The following is a 24,968-nucleotide window of genomic DNA, read 5'->3' on the forward strand; positions in this document are numbered from 1 at the left end:
ACCACGAGGGGGACGGCAGGGATGCCGTCCCCCTTCGTCGTACCCTGGAGGGCATGACCAGGACGTTCGAGGTGCGCACCTTCGGCTGCCAGATGAACGTGCACGACTCCGAGCGCCTGCGCGGCTCGCTGCTCGACGCCGGCTACGCCGAGGCGGACGGCGACGAGCCCGACCTCATCGTCATCAACACGTGCGCCGTGCGCGAGAACGCCGACACGCGCCTCTACGGCACGCTCGGCCAGCTCGCGAAGACGAAGCGCGAGCGCGACGGCTTCCAGATCGCCGTCGGCGGCTGCCTCGCGCAGAAGGACCGCGGCACGATCCTCGACAAGGCGCCCTGGGTCGACGTCGTGTTCGGCACCCACAACCTCGGCTCGCTGCCGACGCTGCTCGACCGCGCGCGCCACAACGACGAGGCGCAGATCGAGATCCTCGAGTCGCTCGAGACCTTCCCGTCGACGCTGCCGACGAAGCGGGAGTCGACCTACTCCGGCTGGGTGTCGATCTCGGTCGGCTGCAACAACACGTGCACGTTCTGCATCGTGCCGGCGCTGCGCGGCAAGGAGCGCGATCGCAGGCCGGGCGAGATCCTCGCCGAGCTCGAGGCCCTCGCGGCCGAGGGCGTCATGGAGATCACGCTGCTGGGGCAGAACGTGAACTCCTACGGCGTCGAGTTCGGCGACCGCCTCGCGTTCGGCAAGCTGCTGCGCGCCGCGGGCGAGATCGACGGCCTCGAGCGCATCCGCTTCACGAGCCCGCATCCGGCCGCGTTCACCGACGACGTCATCGACGCGATGGCCGAGACCGAGGCAGTGATGCCGCAGCTGCACATGCCGCTGCAGTCGGGCTCCGACCGCATCCTCAAGGCGATGCGCCGCTCGTACCGCTCGACGCGGTTCCTCGGCATCCTCGACCGCGTGCGCGATCGCATCCCCGATGCGGCGATCACGACCGACCTCATCGTCGGCTTCCCCGGCGAGACCGACGAGGACTTCGAGGACACGCTGCGCGTCGTCGAGCAGTCGCGATTCGCCTCGGCGTTCACGTTCCAGTACTCGATCCGCCCGGGCACGCCCGCCGCGACGATGCCCGACCAGCTGCCGAAGGCCGTCGTGCAGGAGCGCTTCGAGCGCCTCACTGCGCTGCAGGATCGCGTCAGCGCCGAGGAGAACCAGCGGCAGGTCGGCCGTGTCGTCGACGTGCTCGTCGCCGCGGGCGAGGGCCGCAAGGATGCCGAGACGCACCGCATCTCGGGCCGCGCCCCCGACAACCGCCTCGTGCACCTCGTGCCCGGCGAGCACGCGCTGCGGCCGGGCGACGTCGCGACGGTCGAGATCACGCGGGCCGCTCCGTTCTTCCTCGAGGCGGATGCCGGCCCCGTCGCCGTGCGCCGCACGCGCGCAGGCGACGCCTGGGACCTGGCGCAGGCCGACTCGTGCGGCGTGCCCGTGCGCCCCGGCACGCCGCTGGGCGCCCAGCCCGTCGGCCCCGTGCCGGTGAGCCTCGGCATGCCGACGCTGCGCGTCTGATGCTCGCGGTCGTCGGAGCGACGGGCACGGGCAAGTCGCAGCTCGCGCTCGACGTCGCCGCGGCGCTCGCCGAGCGCGGTCGTGCCGCGGAGGTCGTGAACGCGGACGCGATGCAGCTGTATCGGGGCATGGACGTGGGCACGGCGAAGCTCTCCGTCGCCGAGCGGCAGGGCGTGCCGCATCACCTCATGGACGCGCTCGACGTCACGGACGAGGCGAGCGTCGCCTGGTACCAGCCGCGCGCCCGCGAGGCGGTCGCGGCCATCGCGGCGCGCGGCGCCGTGCCCATCCTCGTCGGCGGCAGCGGGCTCTACGCGTCGAGCGTGCTGGGTCCGCTCGACTTCCCGGGCACCGACGTCGCGCTGCGGCAGGAGCTCGAGGCGGACCTCGAGCGCGACGGCGCCGCGGCGATGCACGCGCGTCTCGCCGCGGTCGACGCCCGCGCGGCCGACGCGATCGGGCCGCACAACGGCCGCAGGCTCGTGCGTGCCCTCGAGGTCGTGACGTCGACGGGGGAGCCCTTCCCCGTGGGACTCCCCGACGTCGCGCCCGGCACGACGATCGTGCACGTGCGACGCGAGCGCTCGGCCCTCGTCGAGGCGCTCGACGCGCGCGTGGAGCGGATGTGGGCGCAGGGCATGCTCGACGAGGTCCGGACGCTCGTCGACGCCGGCCTCGAGCAGGGCACGACCGCCCAGGCGGCGATCGGCTACCGACAGGCGCTCGACCAGCTGCACGGCCGGATCGACGAGGCCGAGGCGATCGCGCGCACGCAGCACCTCACGCGCCGGTATGCGCGCAGGCAGGTGTCGTGGTTCCAGCGCTACCCGGCCCTCGACGTCGACGGCCCCGCCGGCGCCGCCGGCATCGCCGAGGGGCTGCTCGCGACCTAGGTAGGCTCGACGTCGTGGTGGCGTTCGCGAAGGGACAGGGCACGGGCAACGACTTCGTGCTGCTCGTCGACCCTGCCGGCGAGCTGTCGCCGACGCGCGAGCAGGTGGCTGCGCTGTGCGACCGCCGCTTCGGCATCGGCGGCGACGGTCTCATCGTCGCGACCCGCACCGAGGCCATGCCCGAGCACGAGCGCGCGCTCGGCGGCGGCGCCGAGTGGTTCATGGACTACCGCAACGCCGACGGCAGCATCGCCGAGATGTGCGGCAACGGCATCCGCGTCTTCGCCCGCCTGCTCGAGCAGGAGGGCCTCGCCGACGTGCGCGACCTCGTGGTCGGCACGCGCGCGGGCATCAAGCACGTGCGCGCGGTCGACGGCGGCTTCTCGGCCGACCTCGGCGCCGTGCGTCTCGAGGACGGCGAGCCGCTCGTGCGCGCCAGCGGCCTGCCCGTCGCGCGACCCGGTCAGCGCGTCGACGTCGGCAACCCGCACGTCGTGGTGGCGATCGCCGACGACGACGAGCTCGAGGCGCTCGACCTGCACACGGCACCCGAGCTCGATCCTGCGACGCCCGGCGGCGTCAACGTCGAGCTGGTCGTGCCGCAGGGCATCTCGGGCGGCGAGGGGCGCATCCGCATGCGCGTGCACGAGCGCGGCTCCGGCGAGACGCTCTCGTGCGGCACCGGCGCGGTCGCGGCGGCGTTCGCGACGCGGCACTGGGCGGGCGGCGCTCCCGACCGTTGGCGCGTCGAGGTGCCGGGCGGCGTCGTGCACGTCGACGTCGACCCCCGAGCCGATGGCGAGCACGCGTGGCTCACCGGCCCCGCCGAGATCGTCTACCGCGGCGAGACCGCGATCCTCTGACGCGTCGCGGCCTCAGTCCTCGACGCGCTCCACGCGCAGGATGCGGAAGGTCTTCTTCGACGTCCAGCGCTCGGCTGCGAGCCCGTCCTGCTCGTCGAGCCAGCGCAGCAGCGAGTCGGAGCCGAGGTGCTTCTGCACGACGAGCCACGCGGCGGCACCGACCTCCAGCCGGGGCAGCCACTCGAGCAGCAGCGCGTGCAGCTGCTGCTTGCCGATGCGGATGGGCGGGTTCGACCAGATCCCCTGGAAGCGAACATCGGGCATCTCGTCGGGCAGCGCCGCCGTCACGTTTGCTACGCTGACACGCTCGGCGTTGCGCCGGACGAGGTCCACCGCCCTCGGATTCACATCCACCGCCCACACCCGCGCCTCCGGCGCGCGGAGCGCGAGCGACAGGGCGACCGGGCCCCAACCGGTGCCGAGGTCGAGCAGGTCGCCGGTCTGCGGCGGCTCCGGGGTCTCGTCGAGCAGCACGCTCGTGCCGACGTCGAGGCCGTCGCCCGAGAACACCCGGGGCGCCGTGAGCAGCGAGCGCTCGTGGCCGGCGAGCATCACGCGCACCTCGCGCGTGGGAGCGTCGCCGGATGCGGCGGAGAAGTAGTGGTCGGTCACGCACCGACCGTAGTGGAGGGAACAGCATGGCGGACGGCACCTCGCGCGTGGACCGCATCCTCGAGTGGGCGGATCCGGGCGACGAGCGGCTGCTCGACCGGTCGGCGCAGGCGCTGGGCGCCGAGGAGGCCGACGGCGGCTTCGACGGCGAGCAGCTCGACCGCGCCGATCGCGCCGCGCTGCGCCGCGTCGGCGGGCTGCGCACCGAGCTCGAGGACGTCACGGAGGTCGAGTACCGTCAGCTGCGCCTCGAGAACGTCGTGCTCGTGGGCGTGCACGCCGGCGGCGTCGTCGATGCCGAGAACTCGATGCGCGAGCTCGCGGCGCTCGCCGAGACCGCGGGTGCGCTCGTGCTCGACGGCGTGCTGCAGCGCCGCCCGACGCCCGATCCGGCCACCTACGTCGGCCGCGGCAAGGCGCAGGAGCTGGCGGAGCTCGTCAAGGAGACCGGCGCCGACACCGTGATCGCCGACACGGAGCTCGCGCCGAGCCAGCGGCGTGCGCTCGAGGACGTCGTGAAGGTGAAGGTCATCGACCGCACCGCCGTCATCCTCGACATCTTCAGCCAGCACGCCAAGAGCCGCGAGGGCAAGGCGCAGGTCGAGCTCGCGCAGCTCGAGTACCTGCTGCCGCGCCTGCGCGGCTGGGGCGAGTCGATGTCGCGTCAGGCCGGTGGCCAGGTCGGCGGCCAGGGCGCGGGCATGGGCTCGCGCGGACCGGGTGAGACGAAGATCGAGCTCGACCGTCGTCGCATCCGCAACCGCATGGCGCGGCTGCGCACGCAGATCAAGGGCTTCGCGCCCGCGCGCCAGGCGAAGCGGGCGAACCGCGACCGCTTCGAGGTGCCGTCGGTCGCGATCGCCGGCTACACGAACGCGGGCAAGTCGAGCCTGCTCAACCGCCTCACCAATGCGGGCGTGCTCGTCGAGAACGCCCTGTTCGCGACCCTCGATGCCACGGTGCGTCGCACCGAGACGCCCGACGGCCGCCTCTACACGCTCGCCGACACCGTCGGGTTCGTGCGGAACCTGCCGCACCAGCTCGTCGAGGCGTTCCGCTCGACGCTCGAGGAGGTCGCCGAGTCCGACGTCATCGTGCACGTCGTCGATGCGAGCCACCCCGATCCGGCCGCGCAGCTCGCGACGGTGCGGGAGGTCATCGGCGAGACCGGAGCGCGCGACATCCCCGAGATCGTCGCGTTCAACAAGGCCGATCTCGTCTCCGACGACGACCTGCTCGTGCTGCGGGGGCTCGTGCCGACCGCCGTGTTCGTCTCCGCGCGCACGGGCATGGGCGTCGACGAGCTGCGCGAGCGGATCGCCGAGCTGCTGCCGCGGCCCACGGTCGCGATGGCGCTGCTCGTGCCGTTCGACCGCGGCGACGTCGTCTCGCGGCTGCACGACCGGTTCACGGTCGAGCGCGAGACCTACGAGGCGACCGGCACCCGCGTCGACGTGCTCGTGACCGAGGATGCCGTCGACGGGCTCGAGGAGTTCCGCGTCGTCGTGTGACGCCCCGCGTCGCCATGCGACGCCCCGCGACGCCCGCCCCTTCTGCCGACGGGGCGGGCGTCGCTACGTTCGCCTGCGATGTCGCACTGTCTCCCGTTCTCCTTCGAGCTGTTCCCGCCGCGCGACGCGTCGGCGACGGACACGCTCGACGACTCGCTCGCGCGCCTCGTCGCCGCCGGCCCGTCGTTCGTCTCGGTGACGTACGGCGCGAGCGGCTCGACGCGCGACGGCTCCCTCGCCGTGCTGCGCCAGCTCCTCGCCGCCGACGCGAGGCCCATGGCGCACCTCACGTGCGTCGGGCTGACCGTGCGCGAGGCGAGCGTGCTCGTGCGCGACTTCCTCGACGCCGGCATCACGCGGTTCCTCGCGCTGCGCGGCGATCCTCCCGTCGACGGGGCACCGCTCGGCGACCTCGGCTCGGCGAGCGAGCTCGTGCAGCTCATCCACCGCGTCGAGGCGGAGCGCGCGCCGTATCGCGAGATCGGGCGAGCCGGTCGCAGCGTCGTGGGCGACCGTCCCCGCACGGTCGAGGTCGCGGTCGCGGTTTTCCCCAACGGCCACCCGGGCTCGGGCGCCGGCTCGGCGAGGCACGACGTGGATGCGCTGCTCGCCAAGCAGGCGGCGGGCGCGACGATGGCGATCACGCAGCTGTTCTTCGACCCGTACGACTACGAGCGGTTCGTCGACCTCGCGCGCTCGCGCGGCGTCACGATCCCGATCGTGCCGGGCATCATCATCCCCGACTCCGCGCGCCGCCTCGTGCGTGCGGCCGAGCTCGCGAACGAGCGGCCGCCTGCCGCGCTGCTCGCGACGCTCGACGGCGCCTCGCCCGCGGACGCCGAGCGCATCGGCATCGAGGCGACCGTCGCGCTCGTCGACGAGCTGCGGCACCTCGCGCCGAGCGTCCACCTGTACACCTTCAACCGCCATCGCGCCGCGCTCGAGGTGCTGCGCGGCGTCGGCTCGATCGCTGGAGCATCCGCATGACCCTTCCCGCAGCCACGATCCTCGGCTACCCCCGCATCGGTCGCGATCGCGACCTCAAGCGCATCCTCGAGCAGCACTGGCGCGGTGCGATCGACGATGCCGCGCTGCATGGGCGCGCGCACGAGATCCGCGTCGCCGACGCGCGCCGCCTCGTCGACCTCGGCCTCGTGGGCGACGCCGCCGTGCCCGGCGAGTGGGCCCACTACGACCACGTGCTCGATGCCGCCATCACCGTCGGCGCCGTGCCGCCGCGTCTGCGCGACGTCGTGCCCGCCGGCCCCGTGTCGCTCGCCCACGAGTGGCTGCTCGCCCGCGGCGAGGGCGACGTCGCCCCGCTCGAGATGACGAAGTGGCTCGACTCGAACTACCACTACCTCGTGCCCGAGCTGGATGCCGCGTCGACGTTCGCGCTGCAGGACCGTCGCATCGTCGAGCGCTTCGCCGCCGTGCGCGACGCGGGCGTCGTCACGCGTCCGGCGATCGTCGGACCCGCGACGCTGCTGACGCTCGCGACCGGCGACGGCGTGCGCCCCATCGAGCTCGTCGACCGGCTCGTGCCCGCCTACCGCGCGCTCGCCGAGGCGCTCGCCGAGGCCGGCGCCCCCTGGCTGCAGATCGACGAGCCCGCGCTCGTCGGCGACTGGGGCCACGTCTCGCGCGCCGAGGTCGAGGCCGCGGTGCGGGCGGGGCTCGAGGCCGTGCGCGGCACCGGCGTGCGCATCCTCCTGGCGGTGCCGAACGGCGACGCCGCCGGCCGCGTCGAGTCGCTGGCGCCGCTCGCCGACGCCGTGGCGGTGGACCTCGTGCGCGGCACGCTGCCTGCGATCGGCGGCACGATCGTCGCGGGCGTCGTCGGCGGGCGCAACGTGTGGCGCACCGACCTCGACGCCGCCCTCGAGACGCTGCGCGGCATCGACGCGGACGTCGTCGTGGGCACCTCGACGTCGCTGCTGCACGTGCCGCACGACGTCGACCGCGAGACGACGCTCTCCGACGAGCTGCGCTCGTGGCTCGCCTTCGCCGACCAGAAGGTCGCCGAGGTCGCGACCCTCGCCTCCGCGCTCGCCGGCGCAGACGAGTCGGCGGCGCTCGACCGGGCTCGGGATGCGCTCGCCGCCCGTCGCGTCGCCCCGGGCGTCGCCGACGGAGCGGTGCGTCGTCGCGTCGCCGCCGCATCGGCGGCCGACGCCGAGCGCGTCGCCTACGACGAGCGCGTCGCGGCGCAGTCCGACATCGTGCTGCCCGCGCTGCCGACGACGACGATCGGCTCCTTCCCGCAGACCGGCGACATCCGTCGTGCTCGCGCGGCCCATGCGCGCGGCGAGCTCGACGACGCCGGCTACCGCGCGGCGATGGAGGCGGAGATCCGCGACGTCGTCGCGCTGCAGGAGCGCCTCGGCCTCGACGTGCTCGTGCACGGCGAGCCCGAGCGCAACGACATGGTGCAGTACTTCGCCGAGTCGCTCGACGGCTTCGCCGCGACGGCGCACGGCTGGGTGCAGTCGTACGGGTCGCGGTGCACGCGGCCGTCGATCCTCTGGGGCGACGTCGCCCGCCCCGCGCCCATCACGGTGCCGTGGACCGCGTACGCGCAGTCGCTCACGTCGAAGCCCGTCAAGGGCATGCTCACGGGGCCCGTCACGATCCTCGCGTGGTCGTTCGTGCGCGACGACCAGCCGCTCGCCGACACCGCGGCGCAGGTGGCGTTCGCGCTGCGCGACGAGGTCGCCGACCTCGAGGCCGCGGGCACGCGCATCGTGCAGGTCGACGAGCCTGCGCTGCGCGAGCTGCTGCCGCTCGAGGAGCACCGCCGCGCCGACTACCTCGACTGGTCGGTGCGCGCCTTCCGCATCGCGACGGGCGGTGCGGCGCCGGGCACGCAGGTGCACACGCACCTGTGCTACTCGGAGTTCGGCTCGATCATCGACGCGATCGACGGGCTCGACGCCGACGTCACGAGCATCGAGGCGGCGCGGAGCCGCATGGAGATCGTCGACGACATCGCCGGCCACGGCTACCCGCGCGGCATCGGCCCCGGCGTGTGGGACATCCACTCGCCGCGCGTGCCCGGAGCCGACGAGCTCGACGAGCTGCTCGCGACCGCGACGGCGGGCATCCCTGCCGGGCGTCTGTGGGTCAACCCCGACTGCGGGCTCAAGACGCGCGGCTACGCCGAGACGGAGGCGTCGCTCGAGCGGCTCGTCGCCGCCGCCGAGCGGGCGCGCGAGCGCATCGGCGCCATCGTCTGACGCGCTCGTCGCGAACGCGAAGGAGGCCGGCTGGGGATCCCAGCCGGCCTCCCTCGCGTGCACGAGGTCAGACGGAGCGCAGCACCGCCACGACCCGGCCCAGCACGACGGCGTCGTCGCCGAGGATGGGCTCGAAGGCGGAGTTGCGGGGGAGCAGCCACGTGTGGCCGTCGCGCTGGCGGAAGACCTTGACGGTGGCCTCCTCGTCGAGCATCGCCGCGACGATGTCGCCGTTCTCGGCGGTCTGCTGCTGCTTGACGACGACCCAGTCGCCGTCGCAGATCGCGGCGTCGATCATCGACTCGCCGACGACCTTGAGCATGAAGAGGTCGTCGCCGCCACCGACGAGCGAGCGGGGGAGCGGGAAGACCTCCTCGACCTGCTGCTCCGCCGTGATCGGCACGCCGGCCGCGATGCGACCGACGAGCGGCACGAACGCGGTCGCGTCGGCGCCGACGCCGTCGGCCGCGTCGTCGGACTCGACGAGCACCTCGATGGCGCGGGGACGTGCGGGGTCGCGGCGGATGGCGCCCGCGAGCTCGAGCTGGCCGAGCTGGTGCGTGACGCTCGAGAGCGACGAGAGGCCCACGGCGTCGCCGATCTCGCGGTAGCTCGGCGGGTAGCCGCGCTGCTTGACGGACTGCTGGATGCAGCGCAGGATCGCCTCCTGCTTCTCGGTGAGCTGCCGCTGTGCCATGGTCCGTCGTCCTCTCCGCGCGACCGTGTCGGTGGTCGCCGATTGACTCGTCCTCGTTCGAGAACAGCCTGTGCCTCGTTCGAAAGCGTATCCGAAGGACTGTCCGAAGGGTACGGATGTTCGAGCGTGTCGCCCGGGAATCCGGCGGAATCCGAGTCTTGACGAACGGATGATCCGAAGGTACGTTCGAATCATGGAACGCGGGTGCAGCGCTCCCGGCCGAGCGCCGCACCCGCGATCCGATCCAGACGAGGAGCACACCATGACCGCGATCGCCATCCAGGCCCCCCAGCTGCGCATCACCGCGCGTGGTCGCCGCGCGCTCGCCATCGTCGTCGCCGCACCCGTGCTGGCGCTCGCCGCCCTCGGCGCGCTGCAGTCCACGGTCGCCACGGCCGGCCAGGAGGCGTCGACGGTCGCGCACGAGACGATCGTCGTGCAGCCCGGCGAGACGCTGTGGTCGATCGCGTCGGCCGTCGCCCCCGACGTCGACCCGCGCGAGGTCATCGCCGACATCCAGCGCATCAACGCCATCGGCGGCGCGATCCAGCCCGGCCAGCAGCTCGCGATCCCCGCGGAGTACACGCGCTGATCCACGGCTCCACCGACCACCGAGCGCCTCGCCCGTCACGGGCGAGGCGCTCGTCGTCTGCGGCACGCGGCCGCGCCTAGGCTGGTCGGGTGGCTTCGCTCGACGACCTCCCGCTCCGCGACGACCTCGTCGGCCGCGTGCCCTACGGGGCGCCGCAGCTCGACGTGCCCGTGCGGCTCAACGTCAACGAGAACGCGTTCCCCATCGCCGACGTCGTGATCGACGACGTCGTCGCGTCGGTGCGCGATGCGATCGCCGGCGTGCATCGCTACCCGGACCGCGAGTTCACCGAGCTGCGGGAGGCGTTCGCCGACTACCTCGGCCACGGCCTGAGCGCCGCGTCCATCTGGGCGGCGAACGGCTCGAACGAGGTGCTGCAGCACGTGCTGCAGGCCTTCGGCGGCCCTGGCCGCTCGCTCCTGTCGTTCGCGCCGACCTACTCGATGTACCCGCTGCTCGCCCAGGGCGTGGGCGCGACGTACGTCGCCGAGCCGCGCGCCGACGACTTCACGCTCGACGCCGCGACCGTCGTCGCCGCGATCGAACGGCACGACCCCGACGTCGTCTTCCTCTGCGCACCCAACAACCCCACGGGCACCGCAGTGCCGCTCGACGTCATCGAGGCGGCATGCGAGGCGGCGCGCGGGATGGTGCTCGTCGACGAGGCCTACGCGGAGTTCGCGCACGACCGCTCGCAGACCGCGCTCGCGCTGCTGCCTCGGTTCGAGCGCCTCATCGTGTCGCGCACGATGAGCAAGGCGTTCGCGTACGCGGGCGTGCGCGTCGGCTACCTCGCCGCCGACCCCGCCGTCGTCGACGCGCTGCGCCTCGTGCGCCTGCCGTACCACCTCTCCGCACTCACGCAGGCGGCGGCGCTCGCCGCGCTGCGCCACGCGTCGACGATGCTCGCGCGCGTCGACGAGCTGCGCGTGCAGCGCGACCGCATCGTCGCCGAGCTCGGCGCGATGGGCTTCGAGCCCTACGCGTCGGACGCGAACTTCGTGCTGTTCGCGGGGCTCGCCGATCCGCACGCCGCGTTCGAGGGGATGCTCGCCGACGGCGTGCTCGTCCGCGACGTCGGCATCCCGCACACGCTGCGCGTCACGGCGGGCACCCCCGCCGAGACCGCCGCCTTCCTCGCCTCCGTGGCGCGCTTCGCGCCCTCCGCACGACCGTAGGATCGAGACCATGCGCACTGCACGCATCGTTCGCACGACGAGCGAGTCCTCCATCGAGCTCGAGCTGAACCTCGACGGCACCGGCACGAGCGAGATCTCGACCACCGTGCCGTTCTACGACCACATGCTCACGGCGCTGTCGAAGCACTCGCTCATCGACCTGAAGGTCGTGGCGACGGGCGACACCGACATCGATGCCCACCACACGGTCGAGGACACCGCGATCGCCTTCGGGCTCGCGCTCGGCGAGGCGCTCGGCGACAAGTCCGGCATCCGCCGCTACGGCGACGCGACCGTGCCGCTCGACGAGGCGCTCGCGCGGGCGGTCGTCGACCTGTCGGGCCGCCCGTTCCTCGTGCACTCCGGCGAGCCCGCCGGGTTCGAGCTCCACCGCATCGGCGGGCACTTCACGGGCTCGCTCGTGCGCCACGTGCTCGAGGCCATCGCCTTCAACGCCCGCATCACCTGCCACGTCGAGGTCCTCGGCGGCCGCGACCCGCACCACGTCGCCGAGGCCGAGTTCAAGGCGCTCGCCCGCGCGCTCCGCGTCGCGGTCGAGCCCGATCCGCGCGTCACGGGCATCCCCTCCACCAAGGGGGCGCTCTGACTCCCTCCGTCGCGCTGCTCGACTACGGCATGGGCAACGTGCACTCCGCCGCCAAGGCCCTCGAGGCCGCGGGGGCGCACGTGACGCTGACCGCCGACCGCGCGACGATCATGGAGGCCGACGGCCTCGTCGTGCCCGGCGTGGGCTCGATCGCCTCGTGCATGGCGGGCATCGACGCCGTGCGCGGCGGCGAGCTCATCGGCCGTCGTCTCGCGGGCGGCCGTCCCGTCCTCGGCATCTGCGTGGGCATGCAGGTGCTCTTCGAGCGCGGGCTCGAGGGCGCAGAGGAGACCGAGGCGCTCGCCGAGTGGCCCGGCACGGTGCGCAGGCTCGAGGCCGACGTCCTGCCCCACATGGGCTGGAACACCGTGGATGCTGGCGAGGGCTCGAGGCTCTTCGCCGGCATCGAGCACGAGCGCTTCTACTTCGTGCACTCGTACGCCGCCACCGAGTGGCTCATCGATCCCCACCCGCGCATCCAGCGCCCCATCACGACCTGGGCCGAGCACGGCGAGCGGTTCCTCGCCGCCGTCGAGAACGGCCCCCTGTGCGCGACGCAGTTCCACCCCGAGAAGTCGGGGGAGGCGGGCGCCCGCCTGCTGACGAACTGGGTCGGCACGCTGCGCAGCGAGTAGCATCCTCGTCCGTCGCACCGACCCGAAGAAAGCGAGCCATGACCGACTTCTCCCAGGCACCCCACCTGACGCTGCTCCCCGCCGTCGACGTCGCGGGCGGCAAGGCCGTGCGGCTCACGCAGGGGAAGGCCGGCACGGAGCAGTCGTTCGGCAGCCCCGTCGACGCCGCGCTCGACTGGACGCGCCAGGGTGCGGAGTGGATCCACCTCGTCGACCTCGACGCCGCCTTCGGCCGCGGCGAGAACCGCGGTGCGATCAAGAAGGTCATCAAGGCCGTGAAGGGCGACGCCCAGATCGAGCTGTCGGGCGGCATCCGCGACGACCGCTCGCTCGAGGCGGCGCTCGAGACGGGGGCCAAGCGCATCAACCTCGGCACCGCGGCCCTCGAGAACCCCGAGTGGACCGCCCACGTCATCGCCGAGTACGGCGACCAGATCGCCGTCGGGCTCGACGTGCGCGGCACGACGCTCGCGGCGCGCGGCTGGACGCAGGACTCGGGCGACCTGTGGGAGGTGCTGGATCGCCTCGAGGAGGCCGGCTGCAGCCGCTACGTCGTGACCGACGTCACGAAGGACGGCATGCTCAACGGCCCGAACGTCGCGCTGCTGCAGCAGATCGCCGAGCGCACCGATCGCCCGATCGTCGCCTCGGGCGGCGTCTCGAGCCTCGACGACATCGCCGCGCTGCGCGAGCTCGTGCCGATCGGCATCGAGGGAGCCATCGTGGGCAAGGCCCTCTACGCGGGCAGCTTCACGCTCGCCGCGGCGCTCGACGTCGCCGGGAAGTGACGAACCGGGGCGACTCCGCCGGGCGGCCGTGGGTCGGCCGCACGTTCCAGCACCACGACACGGCCTACGCCGACGACGACGGCAGCGCGCCGCCGGCGTTCCTCGCGGCCGCGGCGGCCGTGCGCGACGGCGCGGCGAGCATCGCGGTCGTCGTCGACGCGCTGCGCGGCTCGCGCCTGCTCGTGCCGCTCGTCGCCGAGGCCGGCGACACCGAGACGGTCGACGGACGCACGGTCGACAAGAGCCAGGAGCTGTCGATCGTCGCGGTCGCGGGACCGGACGGTGCGCCGATCCTGCCGATGACGTCGAGCGCCGACGCGATGCGCGCCTGGCGCCCCGACGCACGCCCCGTGCCGGCGTCGATCGAGCGCTGCGCGGCGGCGGCGCTCGAGGACGCGGGTCGCATCGTGATCGATCCGGGCTCGCCGACGCAGATCGTGCTGCGCCGCAGCGCGCTCGTGGCGCTGCTCACGGGAGATCCGTGGATGCCGCCGCACGAGCATCCGGTCGTGCAGGCCGAGATCGTGGGACCGCTGCTGCGCGTCGAGGGCGTCGAGGCGGTCGCACTGGCCGACGCCGATCCGACCGCGAGCCTCGCCGGCCGCGAGCTCGAGGTGCGCGCCGTGGCGTCGCCCGGCGTCGACCGGCAGGCGGTGCAGGCGGCGTTCGAGCGTGCGGTCGCCGCGATCGGCGCCCGACGCGCGTCGTGGCAGGACGCCGTGACCGACGTCGCGATCGAGGTCGTCTGGCTGACGCAGCCGACGCGGATCGCGACGGGCCCGCACGTCGCGGTCTACCGCGCGCGCTGACGCCCGTACGCCGAGAGGCCGCAGGGCGGCCCCGGCTCAGACGACGGAGCCGGTGAACTTCTCGCCGGGGCCCTTGCCGGGCGCGTCGGCGATCGTCGAGGCCTCGCGGAACGCGAGCTGCACCGAGCGCAGGCCGTCGCGCAGGGGAGCGGCGTGCACGCCCCCGATCTCGGGCGCCGCAGCGGTCACGAGGCCGGCGAGCGCGTTGATGAGCTTGCGCGCCTCGTCGAGGTCGACCTCGGTCTCGGCCCCGGGGCCATCGCCGAGCCCGAGCTTCACCGCAGCCGCGCTCAGGAGGTGGATGGCCACCGTGTTGATGAGCTCGACCGCGGGCACCTCTGCGATGTCGCGGGTCAGGTCGTCGTCCTGCACCGATCGTCCCCTTCATGCTGCTGGCCCGTGATCACGGGCCTCTGCTATGCTGGCGGTTGGTCTGGGCTCGCCCAGGCTCATGGAAGTGGAGTCTCTCCCACCCGCAGCCGCATGTCAGGCTACCGGGTCCAGGCGCCCCGCCGGTGACGGCCGCGGGTGCCGAGCCGGAACGCTGACGCGTTCCGAAGGCTCCTCGTCCGTGCCATCGATTTCGACTGCACCAGGAGCATCACATCAGCGATCCCCGTACCAACGAGCGCATCCGCGTCCCCGAAGTCCGACTCGTCGGCCCCGGCGGGGAGCAGGTGGGCATCGTGAGCGTCGACGCCGCGCTGCGTCTCGCTCGCGAGGCGGACCTCGATCTCGTCGAGGTCGCCCCCGAGGCGCGTCCGCCCGTCGCGAAGATCATGGACTTCGGCAAGTTCAAGTACGAGCAGGCGCAGAAGGCCAAGGAGGCCCGACGCAACCAGGCGAACACGGTCCTCAAGGAGGTCCGCTTCCGTCTGAAGATCGACGAGCACGACTACGAGACGAAGCGCAAGCGCGCCGAGGGCTTCCTGCAGGATGGCGACAAGGTCAAGGCCATGATCCTGTTCCGCGGTCGCGAGCAGTCGCGTCCCGAGATGGGCGTGCGCCTGCTGCAGCGGTTCGCGGAGGACATCGCCGAGTGGGGCGTCGTCGAGAACCGTCCGACGCAGGACGGCCGCAACATGACGATGGTCGTCGGCCCGCTGCGCTCGAAGAGCGACGCGAAGGCCGAGCAGAACGCGGCGCGTCAGGTGATCCGCGAGGCGGAGCAGGAGAAGCGTCGTCTCGCTGCCGAGGAGCAGGCGGCCCACCAGGCCGAGATCGAGGCGTCGCGTCCCGCGCGCGTCATCGAGCCCGTGCGCGAGACGCGCGCAGCTCGCCTGGCGAACCAGCAGGCCTCGCAGCGTCCGTCGCGTGGCGGTCGTGACCGCGACCGCGACGACCGTCCGCCGCGTCGCGACCGCGACGACCGCGAGCGCTCCGAGTCGAGGGAGCCGCGCGAGCCGCGCAGCGACTCGCGTCCGCCGCGTCAGGGCTCGGGCTCCGGCTCGAGCGCACCGCAGGTGCCCGCCGCCCGTCCGGGCGTCGCCGCATCCGCCGCTGCCCGCATGCTCGGCGCGAAGCCCGCGTCCGCCCCGTCCGCGGCCCCGGCTGCCGACGCCCCCGCGCCTGAGAAGGCAGCGCCCAAGAAGCCCGCCGCGTCTCCTGCGAAGCCCGCAGGTCCCGCGGCCAAGCCGGCAGCGCCCGCTGCCGCCAAGCCCGCGGCCAAGCCGGCATCCCCTGCCGCCAAGCCCGCATCGAAGTAGGAGCATCCATGCCCAAGCAGAAGACGCACTCCGGTGCGAAGAAGCGCTTCAAGGTCACCGGCAGCGGCAAGATCCGCAAGCAGCAGGCCGGCATGCGCCACAACCTCGAGGTGAAGTCGTCGGTCCAGACGCGCCGCCTCAACAAGGACAAGGTCCTGGCGCCCGCGGACGCCAAGGTCATCAAGAAGCTGCTCGGTCGCTGAGCGTAGGAACGTAGGAGAACAGCAATGGCACGTGTCAAGCGGGCAGTCAACGCCCACAAGAAGCGTCGGGTCATCCTCGAGCGCGCAGAGGGCTACCGCGGCCAGCGGTCGCGCCTCTACCGCAAGGCGAAGGAGCAGGTCACCCACTCCCTCGTCTACGCGTACCGCGACCGTCGCGCCAAGAAGGGCGAGTTCCGTCGCCTCTGGATCCAGCGCATCAACGCCGCGTCGCGTCAGAACGGCCTCACGTACAACCGCCTCATCCAGGGTCTGAACCTGGCTGGCGTCGAGGTCGACCGTCGCATCCTCGCCGACCTCGCGGTCAACGAGCCCGCGACGTTCGCGTCGCTCGTCGAGACGGCGAAGGCGGCGCTGCCCGCCGACACGTCGGCTGCCAAGAGCGCCGAGTAGTCACCTCTTGATCGAGTCTCCGCGCCACGAGCGAGTGCGTGCGGCAGCGAGACTCCAGCAGCGAGCAGCCCGGTCGGAGACCGGGCTGTTCCTGTTGGAGGGCCCGAACGCGCTGCGCGAGGCGATCGCGGCGGATGCCGTGGTCGAGGCGTTCGCGACCCAGCCGTTCGTCGACCGCCACCCCGACCTCGCCGCCGCCCTGGGCGACGCGCTCGAGCTCGTGGGGGAGCGGGCGCTCGCCGCGATGAGCGACACCGTGCGCCCGCAGGGCGTCGTCGCCATGTGCAGGCAGCAGCCGATGGCGCTCGACGCCGCGCTCGAGGGCGCCTCGCTCGTCGCGATCCTCCACGAGGTGCAGGACCCCGGCAACCTCGGCACGATCCTGCGCGTCGCGGATGCGGCGGGCGCCGACGCCGTCGTGGTGACGCGCTCGAGCGTCGATCCGTACAACCCGAAGGTCGTGCGCGCGACGACGGGATCGATCCTGCACATCCGCCACGCGGTGGGTGCGAGCACCGAGGATGCCGTGCTCGCCGCGCGGCAGGCCGGCCTGCAGGTGCTCGCCGCCGACGTCTCGGGGGACGAGCTCACGGCGCCGCCGGTGCGCTCGCGGCTCGCGCAGCCGACGGCCTGGCTCTTCGGCAACGAGGCGCGCGGACTCGACGACGCGACGCTCGCCCTCGCGGACCTGCCCGTGCGCGTGCCCATCTACGGCCGCGCGGAGTCGCTGAACCTCGCGACGGCGGCGTCGGTGTGCCTCTACCAGTCGGCGATCGCGCACGCCGACGCCTGATGGCCCTGGTGATGGCGACGATCGAGGTACCTCGGTCGTCGCCATAACCTTTCGGTGACGATCGCCGTGACGAAACATGAGCGTCACACGGGTTGCGCTTGACTGGAGCCATGCAGCCTCTGGTCGAGATCGAGCGCGTCGAGAAGCACTACGGCGACTTCCACGCGCTCAAGGACATCAACCTCACGGTCGACAAGGGCCAGGTCGTCGTCGTCATCGGCCCGTCGGGCTCTGGCAAGTCGACCCTGTGCCGCACGATCAACCGCCTCGAGACGATCACGTCGGGCGACATCCGCATCGACGGCAAGACGCTGCCGAAGGAGGGCAAGGGCCTCGCGGCCCTGCGCTCCGACGTCGGCATGGTCTTCCAGTCGTTCAACCTCTTCGCGCACATGACGATCCTCGAGAACGTCACGCTCGGCCCCATCAAGGTGCGCAAGGTCGCGCGCAAGCAGGCCGAGGAGGACGCGATGGCGCTGCTCGACCGCGTCGGCGTCGCGCACCAGGCCTCGAAGTACCCCGCGCAGCTCTCGGGCGGTCAGCAGCAGCGCGTCGCGATCGCGCGGGCCCTCGCGATGAAGCCCAAGGTCATGCTCTTCGACGAGCCCACCTCGGCGCTCGACCCCGAGATGATCAACGAGGTGCTCGACGTCATGATCGGCCTCGCGAAGGACGGCATGACGATGATCGTCGTCACCCACGAGATGGGCTTCGCCCGCAAGGCCGCCGACCGCGTCGTGTTCATGGCCGACGGCGAGGTGCTCGAGGACCGCACGCCCGAGGAGTTCTTCACGAACCCGGAGACGGATCGTGCGAAGGACTTCCTCTCCAAGCTCATCACGCACTGACACCACCCCACAGACCCTTCACCACGAAACGCAAGGAGAGACGTCATGCGCATGACTCGCACCACGTCCGTGCTCGCCCTCACGGCAGCCGCGGCGATGCTCGTCGGCTGTGCCTCGGGCACCCCCGACAACCCCGGAGGCTCGGGCGACGAGGGCGACGCGCCCCTGTACGAGGTCGCGGAGAACGTCGACCTCGAGGGCTCGCCCACGTACGACGCCATGGTCGAGGCCGGCGGCATCACGATCGGCGTCAAGGAGGACCAGCCCGGTCTCGGCTACCTCGACCCCGTCACGGGCGACCGCACCGGCTTCGACGTCGACATCGCCCGCTGGATCGCCGCCTCGCTCGGCTTCTCGGAGGACGAGATCACGTTCCAGTCGATCCCCTCGGCGAACCGCGAGCAGGCGATCGTGAACGGCGACATCGACTACTACGTCGGCACCTACTCGATCACGGACTCCCGCAAGGAGCAGATCGACTTCGCCGGCCCGTACTTCGTCACCGGCCAGGGCCTCCTCGTCGGCACCGACTCCGACATCGCGAGCGTCGACGACCTGAACGCCGACACGATCGTGTGCTCCGTCACCGGCTCGACGCCGATCCAGAACATCCGCGACAACTACCCGGACGTCCCGACGCAGGAGTTCGCGACGTACTCGGAGTGCGTCGAGGGTCTGCTCAACGACCAGGTCGACGCGGTCACGACCGACGAGGCGATCCTCATCGGCTATGCCGCACAGGACCCCGACAACCTCCAGGTCGTCGGCGAGCCGTTCAGCGAGGAGCGCTACGGCGTCGGCCTGCCGCTGGGCGACGACGCGCTGCGCACCTTCATCAACGACCTCTTCGAGAACGACCCCGACACCTGGCAGGCGATCTACGACGCCAACCTCGGTGACTCGGGCGTCGAGGGCACGCAGCCCGAGGTCGACCGCTACTGATCACCCACGTGCGGCGGCGGGGAGACCCGCCGCCGCACCGTGCATCCATCCACCCTCGAACCCCGGGAGACCGCCATGCTCGGTGCGCTGACCGACAACTGGGAGCTGTGGCGAGACGCCGTGCTGGGCACGCTGACGCTCTTCTTCGCCAGTGGCGCCCTGGCGCTGGTGCTCGGCTTCGTGGTCGGCGCCATGCGCGTGTCGCCTGTGCCGATCGCGCGTGCCGTGGGCACCGCGTACGTCAACACGATCCGCAACACGCCCCTGACGCTCGTGTTCTTCGTCTTCGTGTTCGCCGTGCCCGTGATCCTCGGAGCACGCATCGACCTCATGCTGCTGGGCATCCTCGCGCTCGGCATCTACACGGCCACCTACGTCGCCGAGACGCTGCGCTCGGGCATCAACACCGTGCCCGTCGGTCAGGCGGAGGCGGCTCGCGCCGTCGGCCTCACCTTCTCGCAGGTGATGACCTCGGTCGTGCTGCCGCAGGCGGCGCGCGCGGTCGTGCCGCCCATGATGAGCGTGCTCATCGCCCTGCTCAAGAACACCACCGTCGCCGCGACGTTCGCCAGCGCCGTCATCAACCTCGGATCCATCCGCAGCACCCTCTCCGAGCGAGGCGAGAACTCGCTCGACGTGCTGCTGTGGGTGGCCCTGTTCTTCATCGTGCTCGTGCTGCTGCTGTCGTGGCTGCAGCAGGTGCTCGAGCGTCGTTGGAAGGTCGCCCGATGAGCCAGACGTCCGTCCTCTACGACGTCCCCGGGCCCAAGGCCCGCGCACGCAACGCGACGCTCGGCGTCGTCACGATCGTCGTCGTCGCGGCGATCTTCGCCTGGGTCGTGGTGCGGCTGTTCCAGACGGGTCAGTTCGAAGCGTCGAAGTGGGAGGCGTTCGGCTACCAGGGCATCTGGGAGCAGATCATCGGGGGCCTCCTCAACACGCTGTCCGCGTTCGTCGTCGCCGCGATCGGCGCCCTCGTGCTCGCGTTCGTGCTCGCGATCGCCCGCATGTCGAACCACCGCGCCATCCGCGTGCCGGCAGCCATCGTCACCGAGCTGCTGCGCGCCGTGCCCGTGCTCGTCTTCATGCTGCTGCTCTACTACGCGCTGCCCGACCTCGGCGTGCGGCTGACGCCGTTCCAGGCCGTGACGATCGCCCTCATCGCCTACAACGGCTCGGTGCTCGCCGAGGTCATCCGCGCCGGCGTCGAGTCGCTGCCGAACGGCCAGGGCGAGGCGGGCTACGCCATCGGCCTGCGCAAGTCGGGCGTCATGCGCCTCATCCTGCTGCCGCAGGCCATCCGGGCCATGCTGCCCGTCATCATCGCGCAGCTCGTCGTCGCGCTGAAGGACACGGCGCTCGGCGTCGTCGTCACCTACGAGGAGCTGCTCTTCATCGCGCGCCGCCTCGGCAGCGCCGCGACGCTCGACCGCCCGATCATCCCCTCGACCATCGTCATCGGCGCCATCTACATCGCGCTGTGCATCCTGCTCTCGTGGCTCGCGATCGTCGTCGAGCGCCGTCTGAGCCGAGGCCCGAAGTCGGGCGGCAGCACGCGGTCGAAGAAGGCGAACGCCGTCGGCGAGACGTCGACGACGAAGCTCATCGCGATCCAGGGCGGACACCAGCAGGGCAGCGGCGCCCCGCCCGTGTAGGCATCCGCCCACCTCCGCGGCGCGCCCCCGGGCGCGCCGCGGATACGATGGACGACTGTGTCCAACCCCGATCTGACGACGAGGCTCGAGGCCGCCGTGACGGCCGCGCTCGAGGCCATCGCCGCCGCGACCACCGTCGCCGAGCTGCAAGCCGCCAAGACCGCGCACAACGGCCAGGGGAGCGAGCTCGCCTCGCTCAACGGCTCGCTGCGCGACCTCGCCCCCGAGCTGCGCAAGGAGGCCGGCACCGCCATCGGGCAGGCGCGCGGTCGCGTGGGTCAGGCGATCGACGCCCGCACGGGCGAGCTCGCCGTGGCCGAGGAGCAGGCGCGCCTGCAGGCGGAGACGGTCGACGTCACGGCGCTGGCGACGCGCCAGCGGCCCGGCTCGCGGCATCCGCTCACCATGCTCATGGACGAGATGGCCGACATCTTCACCGGCATGGGCTGGGAGGTGGCGGAGGGGCCCGAGCTCGAGCACGAGTGGTACAACTTCGACGCCCTGAACGTCGACCCCGACCATCCGGCGCGCGGCGAGTCCGACACGTTCTACGTCGAGCCCGCCTCGAAGCACCTCGTCCTGCGCACGCAGACGAGCCCCGTGCAGGTTCGCTCGCTGCTCACGCGCGACCTGCCCGTCTACGTCGTCGCCCCCGGCCGCACCTACCGCACCGACGAGATCGACGCGACGCACCTGCCGGTCTTCACGCAGATCGAGGGCCTCGCCGTCGACGAGGGCATCACGATGGCCCACCTGCGCGGCACGCTCGAGCACCTCGCCCGCCAGATGTTCGGCGAGGAGGCGCGCATCCGCCTGCGCCCCAACCACTTCCCGTTCACCGAGCCGAGCGCCGAGATGGACGTGTGGCACCCCGGGATGCGCGGCGGCCCCCGCTGGGTCGAGTGGGGCGGCTGCGGCATGGTGCACCCGAACGTGCTGCGGTCGGCTGGCGTCGATCCCGATCGCTACTCGGGCTTCGCCTTCGGCATGGGCATCGAGCGCACCCTCCAGTTCCGCTACCAGCTCGACGACATGCGCGACATGATCGAGGGCGACGTCCGCTTCTCCGAGCAGTTCGGGATGGTCATCTGATGCGCGCCCCCATGTCCTGGCTCGCCGAGCACGTCGACGTCCCCGCGGGCACGACGGGCGACGACGTCCACGCCGCGCTCGTGCGCGTCGGCCTCGAGGAGGAGGCGCTGCACGGCGGCGACGTCACGGGTCCGCTCGTCGTCGGCCGCGTGCTGTCGTTCGAGGCCGAGGAGCACAAGAACGGCAAGACCATCCGCTGGGTGCAGGTCGACGTCGGCGAGGCCGAGCCTCGCGGCATCGTCTGCGGCGCGGGCAACTTCCTCGTCGACGACCTCGTCGTCGTGTCGCTGCCCGGCGCCGTGCTGCCCGGCGGCTTCGAGATCTCGGCGCGCAAGACGTACGGCCACGTGTCCGACGGCATGATCGCCTCCGAGCGCGAGCTCGGCCTCGGCGACGACCACGACGGCATCCTGCGCCTGAACGCGAAGGGCTACGAGGCGACGCCCGGCGACGACGCGCTCGCGCTGCTCGGCCTCGACGACGTCGCGGTCGAGGTCAACGTCACGCCCGACCGCGGCTACGTGCTGTCGATCCGCGGCATGGCGCGCGAGCTCGCGCTCTCGACCGGCTGGGCGTTCCGCGACCCCGCCGCGATCCAGGCAGGCGAGGGCACGGGCTTCCCCGTGACGATCGCCGACGACGCGCCCATCCGCGGCGTCGTCGGCTGCGGTCGCTTCGTCGCGCGCGCCGTGCGCGGCATCGACGCCACGCGTGCGACGCCGCGATGGATGCAGCAGCGCCTCACGCTCGCCGGCATGCGCCCGATCTCGCTCGCCGTCGACATCACGAACTACGTGATGCTCGAGCTCGGCCAGCCCATCCACGGCTACGACCTCGACCTGCTGCAGGGCGGCATCACCGTGCGGCGGGCGACCGCGGGCGAGACGATCGTCACGCTCGACGACGTCACGCGCACGCTGTCGCACGAGGATCTGCTGATCTGCGACGACATGGGCCCCGTCGGGCTCGCGGGCGTCATGGGCGGCAACCGCACCGAGATGTCGGAGCGCACGACCGACGTGCTCGTCGAGGCGGCGTGGTTCCACGGCGTCTCGATCGCGCGCACCGCTCGCCGGCACCGCCTGTGGAGCGAGGCGTCGAAGCGCTTCGAGCGCGGCGTCGACCCGGCGCTGCAGGCCGTCGCGGCGCAGCGCGTCGTCGACCTGCTCGTCGAGCTCGCAGGCGGCACCGCCGACCCGCTCGGCACCTCGGTGGGCGACGTGCCCGCGCAGCCGTCGATCGCGTTCGCGCCGCAGGACGCCTCGCGCGTCACGGGCGCCGACTACAGCGACGACGAGACGCGCGACGCGCTCGTGCGCATCGGCGCCACCGTCGACGCGGGCGAGGGCACCACCTGGCGCGTGACGCCGCCGACGTGGCGCCCCGACATCACCGAGCGCGTCGACCTCGTCGAGGAGGCGGCTCGCGTCGTCGGCTACGACCGCATCCCCTCGGTGCTGCCGTCGCCGCCGTCGGGCAGCGGCCTCACGCGGCCGCAGCGCCTGCGCCGGAACGTCGCGAACGCCCTCGCGGCCAGCGGGCTCACCGAGGTGCTCGTCGCACCGTTCCAGGCGGAGGCGGATGCGCGCCGCGTGGGTGCGGAGCCCGTGCGCCTCACGAACCCGCTCGACGAGCGCCGCCCGTTCCTGCGCACGTCGCTCGTGCCCGGCCTCGTCGAGACCGCGCAGCGCAACGCGGGCCGCGGCCTCACCGACCTCGCCCTGTTCGAGATCGGCGCGATCTTCCGCGTCGAGGGCGACCACGGCACGGACGCCGTGCCCGTCGGCGCCGCGCGCCCGGACGCCGACGTGCTCGCGACGCTCGACGCGCTGCCGACGCAGCCGCGCCACGTCGGCGCGCTGCTGCTCGGCGCGCGCGTCGCGAAGCAGCCCGGCCAGGCACGCGAGGCGTACGGCGTCGCCGACGCCATCGACGTCGCGCGCCGCGTGGCCCGCACGCTCGGCCTCGCCGTGGACGTGCGCCAGGCTCAGCGCGACTGGCTGCACCCGGGCCGCACGGCCGAGGTGCTGCTGGGCGAGACGGTCGTGGGCGTCGCGGGCGAGCTGCTGCCGTCGCTCGCGGCCGACGCCGACCTGCCGCGTCAGGTCGCGGTCGTCGAGCTCGATCTCGACGCGCTCGTCGCCTCCGCGCGCGTGAGCCTCGACACCGCGGTGATCGGCGCGACGCCCGCGGCGACGCAGGATCTCTCGGTCGTCGTCGACGCTGCCGTGCCCGCCGGCGACGTGCTCGCCGCCGTGCGCGAGGGCGCCGGCGACCTGCTCGAGCACGTCGCGCTCGTCGACGACTTCCGCGGCGGCGACCTCGATGGCGCGAAGTCGCTGACGTTCGCGCTGCGGTTCCGCGACGCGGAGCGCACGCTCACGGCGGCGCAGGCGACGGAGGCGAAGCTCGCGGGTCTCGCCCTCGCCACCGAGCGCACGGGCGCGACGCTGCGAGACTGACGCGAGGTCGACTGGTCGCTCGTGGTGACCGACTGGTCGCTCGTGGTTCCCACGAGCGACCAGTCGTGGCAACGAGCGACCAGTCACCGCCAGCAGCGACCAGTCGCGACAACGAGTGACCAGTCATCGCCACCAGTGACCAGTCGTGGCAACGAGCGACCAGTCATCGCCGCCAGTGACCAGTCGTGACCACGAGTGACCAGTCGCTTCCACGGGCTCGCACGGATCCCGCGAGTAGCATCCGGGCCATGACCCAGATCACCGTGTCCGGCTTCGGCGTCGAGCGCGCCCCCGCAGAGCGTGCGACCGTCGTCGTGCAGACGCAGCACCGCGCAGCCCACCCCGAGGAGGCGATCCGCGTCGTCTCCGAGGCGCACGCCGCGATCGCCGCGCAGGCGCGCGCCTTCGTCGATGGCGGGCAGGCCGAGCGCTGGCACGCCGACCGCGTGTGGGTGAGCCACCACGAGCAGTGGGTCGGCGACGGCAAGCGCCGCGACCTCGTGTTCGACGCAGCCGCGAGCGTGCACGTGACGTTCGTCGACTTCGAGGCGCTCGGCACGTGGATCGGCGCGGTCGCGACCCGCCCGGTGCACCAGGTCGGTGGCATCCAGTGGTCGCTCTCGGACGCGACGAGCCACGAGCTCGGCTCGAAGGCCCGCGCCGAGGCGATCGCCGACGCCCAGCGCAAGGCCGTCGACTTCGCCTCCGCCGCCGGCCTGTCGTCGCCGCGCGTCGCGAGCATTCGCGAGGGCGCCGCCGACGAGCCCATGCAGTTCAAGGCGCAGCCGATGGGGGCCATGATGCGGGGCTCCGCCGCCGCCGACACGTCGATCGCGCTCGAGGGCAGCGACATCGAGGTCACGAGCGAGGTGCGCGTCGACTTCCAGGCGTGACGGCGGCGCACGT

At 72.6% G+C, this 24,968-nt stretch carries 26 protein-coding genes; 23 read left to right on the top strand and 3 right to left on the bottom strand.

Translation table 11 applies throughout. From position 1 onward, the window contains the following. Window positions 1-53 precede the first annotated feature (53 nt). Genes miaB through dapF form a run of 3 tightly spaced genes read left to right on the top strand, consistent with a single transcriptional unit; the run spans window position 54 to window position 3,285 of the window. Window positions 54-1,529: a tRNA (N6-isopentenyl adenosine(37)-C2)-methylthiotransferase MiaB gene (miaB, locus tag FS793_RS06835; protein WP_144719659.1), complete on the top strand. Its 1,476-nt coding sequence runs from the start codon at window positions 54-56 to the stop codon at window positions 1,527-1,529. Next, window positions 1,529-2,422 (top strand): tRNA (adenosine(37)-N6)-dimethylallyltransferase MiaA, encoded by an 894-nt coding sequence (miaA, locus tag FS793_RS06840; protein ID WP_144719660.1) that lies wholly within the window; start codon window positions 1,529-1,531, stop codon window positions 2,420-2,422. Before miaB ends, miaA begins: the two co-directional genes overlap by 1 nt. A 14-nt stretch (window positions 2,423-2,436) precedes the next feature. Further along, window positions 2,437-3,285 (top strand): diaminopimelate epimerase, encoded by an 849-nt coding sequence (dapF, locus tag FS793_RS06845; RefSeq protein WP_144719661.1) that lies wholly within the window; start codon window positions 2,437-2,439, stop codon window positions 3,283-3,285. 12 nt (window positions 3,286-3,297) lie between these two features. Here the strand turns inward: dapF and FS793_RS06850 are convergent, their stop codons facing one another. Continuing rightward, window positions 3,298-3,837: a class I SAM-dependent methyltransferase gene (locus FS793_RS06850; protein WP_144719812.1), complete on the bottom strand. Its 540-nt coding sequence runs from the start codon at window positions 3,835-3,837 to the stop codon at window positions 3,298-3,300. Between the two features lie 86 nt (window positions 3,838-3,923). Between FS793_RS06850 and hflX the strand changes: the two genes are divergently transcribed. The 3 genes from hflX (at window position 3,924) to metE (ending at window position 8,644) form a co-directional block, all read left to right on the top strand. Continuing rightward, the gene (gene hflX, locus FS793_RS06855) at window positions 3,924-5,408 is read left to right on the top strand and encodes a GTPase HflX (protein ID WP_144719662.1); all 1,485 of its coding nucleotides are present in this window, start codon (window positions 3,924-3,926) and stop codon (window positions 5,406-5,408) included. Between the two features lie 78 nt (window positions 5,409-5,486). Continuing rightward, window positions 5,487-6,395, top strand: a complete 909-nt coding sequence (locus tag FS793_RS06860) for a methylenetetrahydrofolate reductase (protein ID WP_144719663.1) — start codon at window positions 5,487-5,489, stop codon at window positions 6,393-6,395. Further along, on the top strand, window positions 6,392-8,644 hold the full coding sequence (gene metE, locus FS793_RS06865) for a 5-methyltetrahydropteroyltriglutamate--homocysteine S-methyltransferase (RefSeq protein ID WP_144719664.1): 2,253 nt from the start codon (window positions 6,392-6,394) through the stop codon (window positions 8,642-8,644). Before FS793_RS06860 ends, metE begins: the two co-directional genes overlap by 4 nt. 67 nt (window positions 8,645-8,711) lie before the next feature. Here the strand turns inward: metE and lexA are convergent, their stop codons facing one another. Continuing rightward, window positions 8,712-9,341: a transcriptional repressor LexA gene (gene lexA / locus FS793_RS06870; protein WP_144719665.1), complete on the bottom strand. Its 630-nt coding sequence runs from the start codon at window positions 9,339-9,341 to the stop codon at window positions 8,712-8,714. A gap of 262 nt (window positions 9,342-9,603) precedes the next feature. Between lexA and FS793_RS06875 the strand changes: the two genes are divergently transcribed. The 6 genes from FS793_RS06875 to FS793_RS06900 all read left to right on the top strand — a co-directional run bounded on the left by FS793_RS06875 (window position 9,604) and on the right by FS793_RS06900 (window position 13,950). Next, a complete protein-coding gene (locus tag FS793_RS06875) occupies window positions 9,604-9,933 on the top strand; it encodes a LysM peptidoglycan-binding domain-containing protein (protein WP_144719666.1) in 330 nt (109 codons plus the stop codon). 89 nt (window positions 9,934-10,022) lie between these two features. Next, on the top strand, window positions 10,023-11,111 hold the full coding sequence (locus FS793_RS06880) for a histidinol-phosphate transaminase (protein WP_144719667.1): 1,089 nt from the start codon (window positions 10,023-10,025) through the stop codon (window positions 11,109-11,111). 1 nt (window position 11,112) lies between these two features. Beyond that, complete coding sequence (hisB, locus tag FS793_RS06885; RefSeq protein WP_186329380.1) at window positions 11,113-11,718, top strand: imidazoleglycerol-phosphate dehydratase HisB; 606 nt, start codon at window positions 11,113-11,115, stop codon at window positions 11,716-11,718. Next, window positions 11,715-12,353 carry an imidazole glycerol phosphate synthase subunit HisH gene (gene hisH, locus FS793_RS06890; RefSeq protein ID WP_144719669.1) on the top strand — a complete coding sequence of 213 codons (639 nt, stop codon included), beginning with the start codon at window positions 11,715-11,717 and terminating at the stop codon, window positions 12,351-12,353. The genes hisB and hisH overlap by 4 nt, the downstream gene beginning before the upstream one ends. A 38-nt stretch (window positions 12,354-12,391) precedes the next feature. After that, a complete protein-coding gene (gene priA / locus FS793_RS06895; RefSeq protein WP_144719670.1) occupies window positions 12,392-13,141 on the top strand; it encodes a bifunctional 1-(5-phosphoribosyl)-5-((5-phosphoribosylamino)methylideneamino)imidazole-4-carboxamide isomerase/phosphoribosylanthranilate isomerase PriA in 750 nt (249 codons plus the stop codon). Beyond that, window positions 13,138-13,950 carry an SseB family protein gene (locus tag FS793_RS06900; protein ID WP_144719671.1) on the top strand — a complete coding sequence of 271 codons (813 nt, stop codon included), beginning with the start codon at window positions 13,138-13,140 and terminating at the stop codon, window positions 13,948-13,950. Before priA ends, FS793_RS06900 begins: the two co-directional genes overlap by 4 nt. A 36-nt stretch (window positions 13,951-13,986) precedes the next feature. Here the strand turns inward: FS793_RS06900 and FS793_RS06905 are convergent, their stop codons facing one another. Then, window positions 13,987-14,322, bottom strand: coding sequence for a DUF1844 domain-containing protein (locus tag FS793_RS06905; protein ID WP_144719672.1), 336 nt, complete (start codon window positions 14,320-14,322; stop codon window positions 13,987-13,989). A gap of 260 nt (window positions 14,323-14,582) precedes the next feature. Here FS793_RS06905 and infC point away from each other — a divergent pair, with 260 nt between their 5' ends. The 11 genes from infC to FS793_RS06960 all read left to right on the top strand — a co-directional run bounded on the left by infC (window position 14,583) and on the right by FS793_RS06960 (window position 24,955). Further along, window positions 14,583-15,656, top strand: coding sequence for a translation initiation factor IF-3 (infC, locus tag FS793_RS06910; RefSeq protein ID WP_440130457.1), 1,074 nt, complete (start codon window positions 14,583-14,585; stop codon window positions 15,654-15,656). Between the two features lie 8 nt (window positions 15,657-15,664). Next, window positions 15,665-15,859 carry a 50S ribosomal protein L35 gene (rpmI, locus tag FS793_RS06915; RefSeq protein WP_092502023.1) on the top strand — a complete coding sequence of 65 codons (195 nt, stop codon included), beginning with the start codon at window positions 15,665-15,667 and terminating at the stop codon, window positions 15,857-15,859. A 24-nt stretch (window positions 15,860-15,883) separates the two neighbouring features. Then, window positions 15,884-16,270, top strand: a complete 387-nt coding sequence (gene rplT, locus FS793_RS06920) for a 50S ribosomal protein L20 (protein ID WP_092502021.1) — start codon at window positions 15,884-15,886, stop codon at window positions 16,268-16,270. Window positions 16,271-16,277: 7 nt separating this feature from the next. Further along, a complete protein-coding gene (locus tag FS793_RS06925) occupies window positions 16,278-17,063 on the top strand; it encodes a TrmH family RNA methyltransferase (RefSeq protein ID WP_144719674.1) in 786 nt (261 codons plus the stop codon). A 110-nt stretch (window positions 17,064-17,173) separates the two neighbouring features. Continuing rightward, window positions 17,174-17,911, top strand: a complete 738-nt coding sequence (locus tag FS793_RS06930; RefSeq protein WP_144719675.1) for an amino acid ABC transporter ATP-binding protein — start codon at window positions 17,174-17,176, stop codon at window positions 17,909-17,911. 45 nt (window positions 17,912-17,956) lie between these two features. Further along, window positions 17,957-18,853, top strand: coding sequence for a glutamate ABC transporter substrate-binding protein (locus tag FS793_RS06935; protein ID WP_144719676.1), 897 nt, complete (start codon window positions 17,957-17,959; stop codon window positions 18,851-18,853). Window positions 18,854-18,928: 75 nt separating this feature from the next. Further along, window positions 18,929-19,585: an amino acid ABC transporter permease gene (locus tag FS793_RS06940; RefSeq protein WP_144719677.1), complete on the top strand. Its 657-nt coding sequence runs from the start codon at window positions 18,929-18,931 to the stop codon at window positions 19,583-19,585. Continuing rightward, the gene (locus FS793_RS06945) at window positions 19,582-20,508 is read left to right on the top strand and encodes an amino acid ABC transporter permease (RefSeq protein WP_144719678.1); all 927 of its coding nucleotides are present in this window, start codon (window positions 19,582-19,584) and stop codon (window positions 20,506-20,508) included. The genes FS793_RS06940 and FS793_RS06945 overlap by 4 nt, the downstream gene beginning before the upstream one ends. Before the next feature lie 57 nt (window positions 20,509-20,565). Next, the gene (pheS, locus tag FS793_RS06950) at window positions 20,566-21,600 is read left to right on the top strand and encodes a phenylalanine--tRNA ligase subunit alpha (RefSeq protein ID WP_144719679.1); all 1,035 of its coding nucleotides are present in this window, start codon (window positions 20,566-20,568) and stop codon (window positions 21,598-21,600) included. Next, complete coding sequence (pheT, locus tag FS793_RS06955) at window positions 21,600-24,062, top strand: phenylalanine--tRNA ligase subunit beta (protein ID WP_144719680.1); 2,463 nt, start codon at window positions 21,600-21,602, stop codon at window positions 24,060-24,062. Before pheS ends, pheT begins: the two co-directional genes overlap by 1 nt. A gap of 248 nt (window positions 24,063-24,310) precedes the next feature. Continuing rightward, entirely contained in the window at window positions 24,311-24,955 is a 645-nt protein-coding gene (locus tag FS793_RS06960) for an SIMPL domain-containing protein (RefSeq protein ID WP_144719681.1), read from the top strand. Window positions 24,956-24,968 lie beyond the last annotated feature (13 nt).

Origin of the sequence: Agrococcus jejuensis, assembly GCF_007679035.1 — a bacterium.
Taxonomy (GTDB): Bacteria; Actinomycetota; Actinomycetes; order Actinomycetales; family Microbacteriaceae; genus Agrococcus; species Agrococcus jejuensis_A.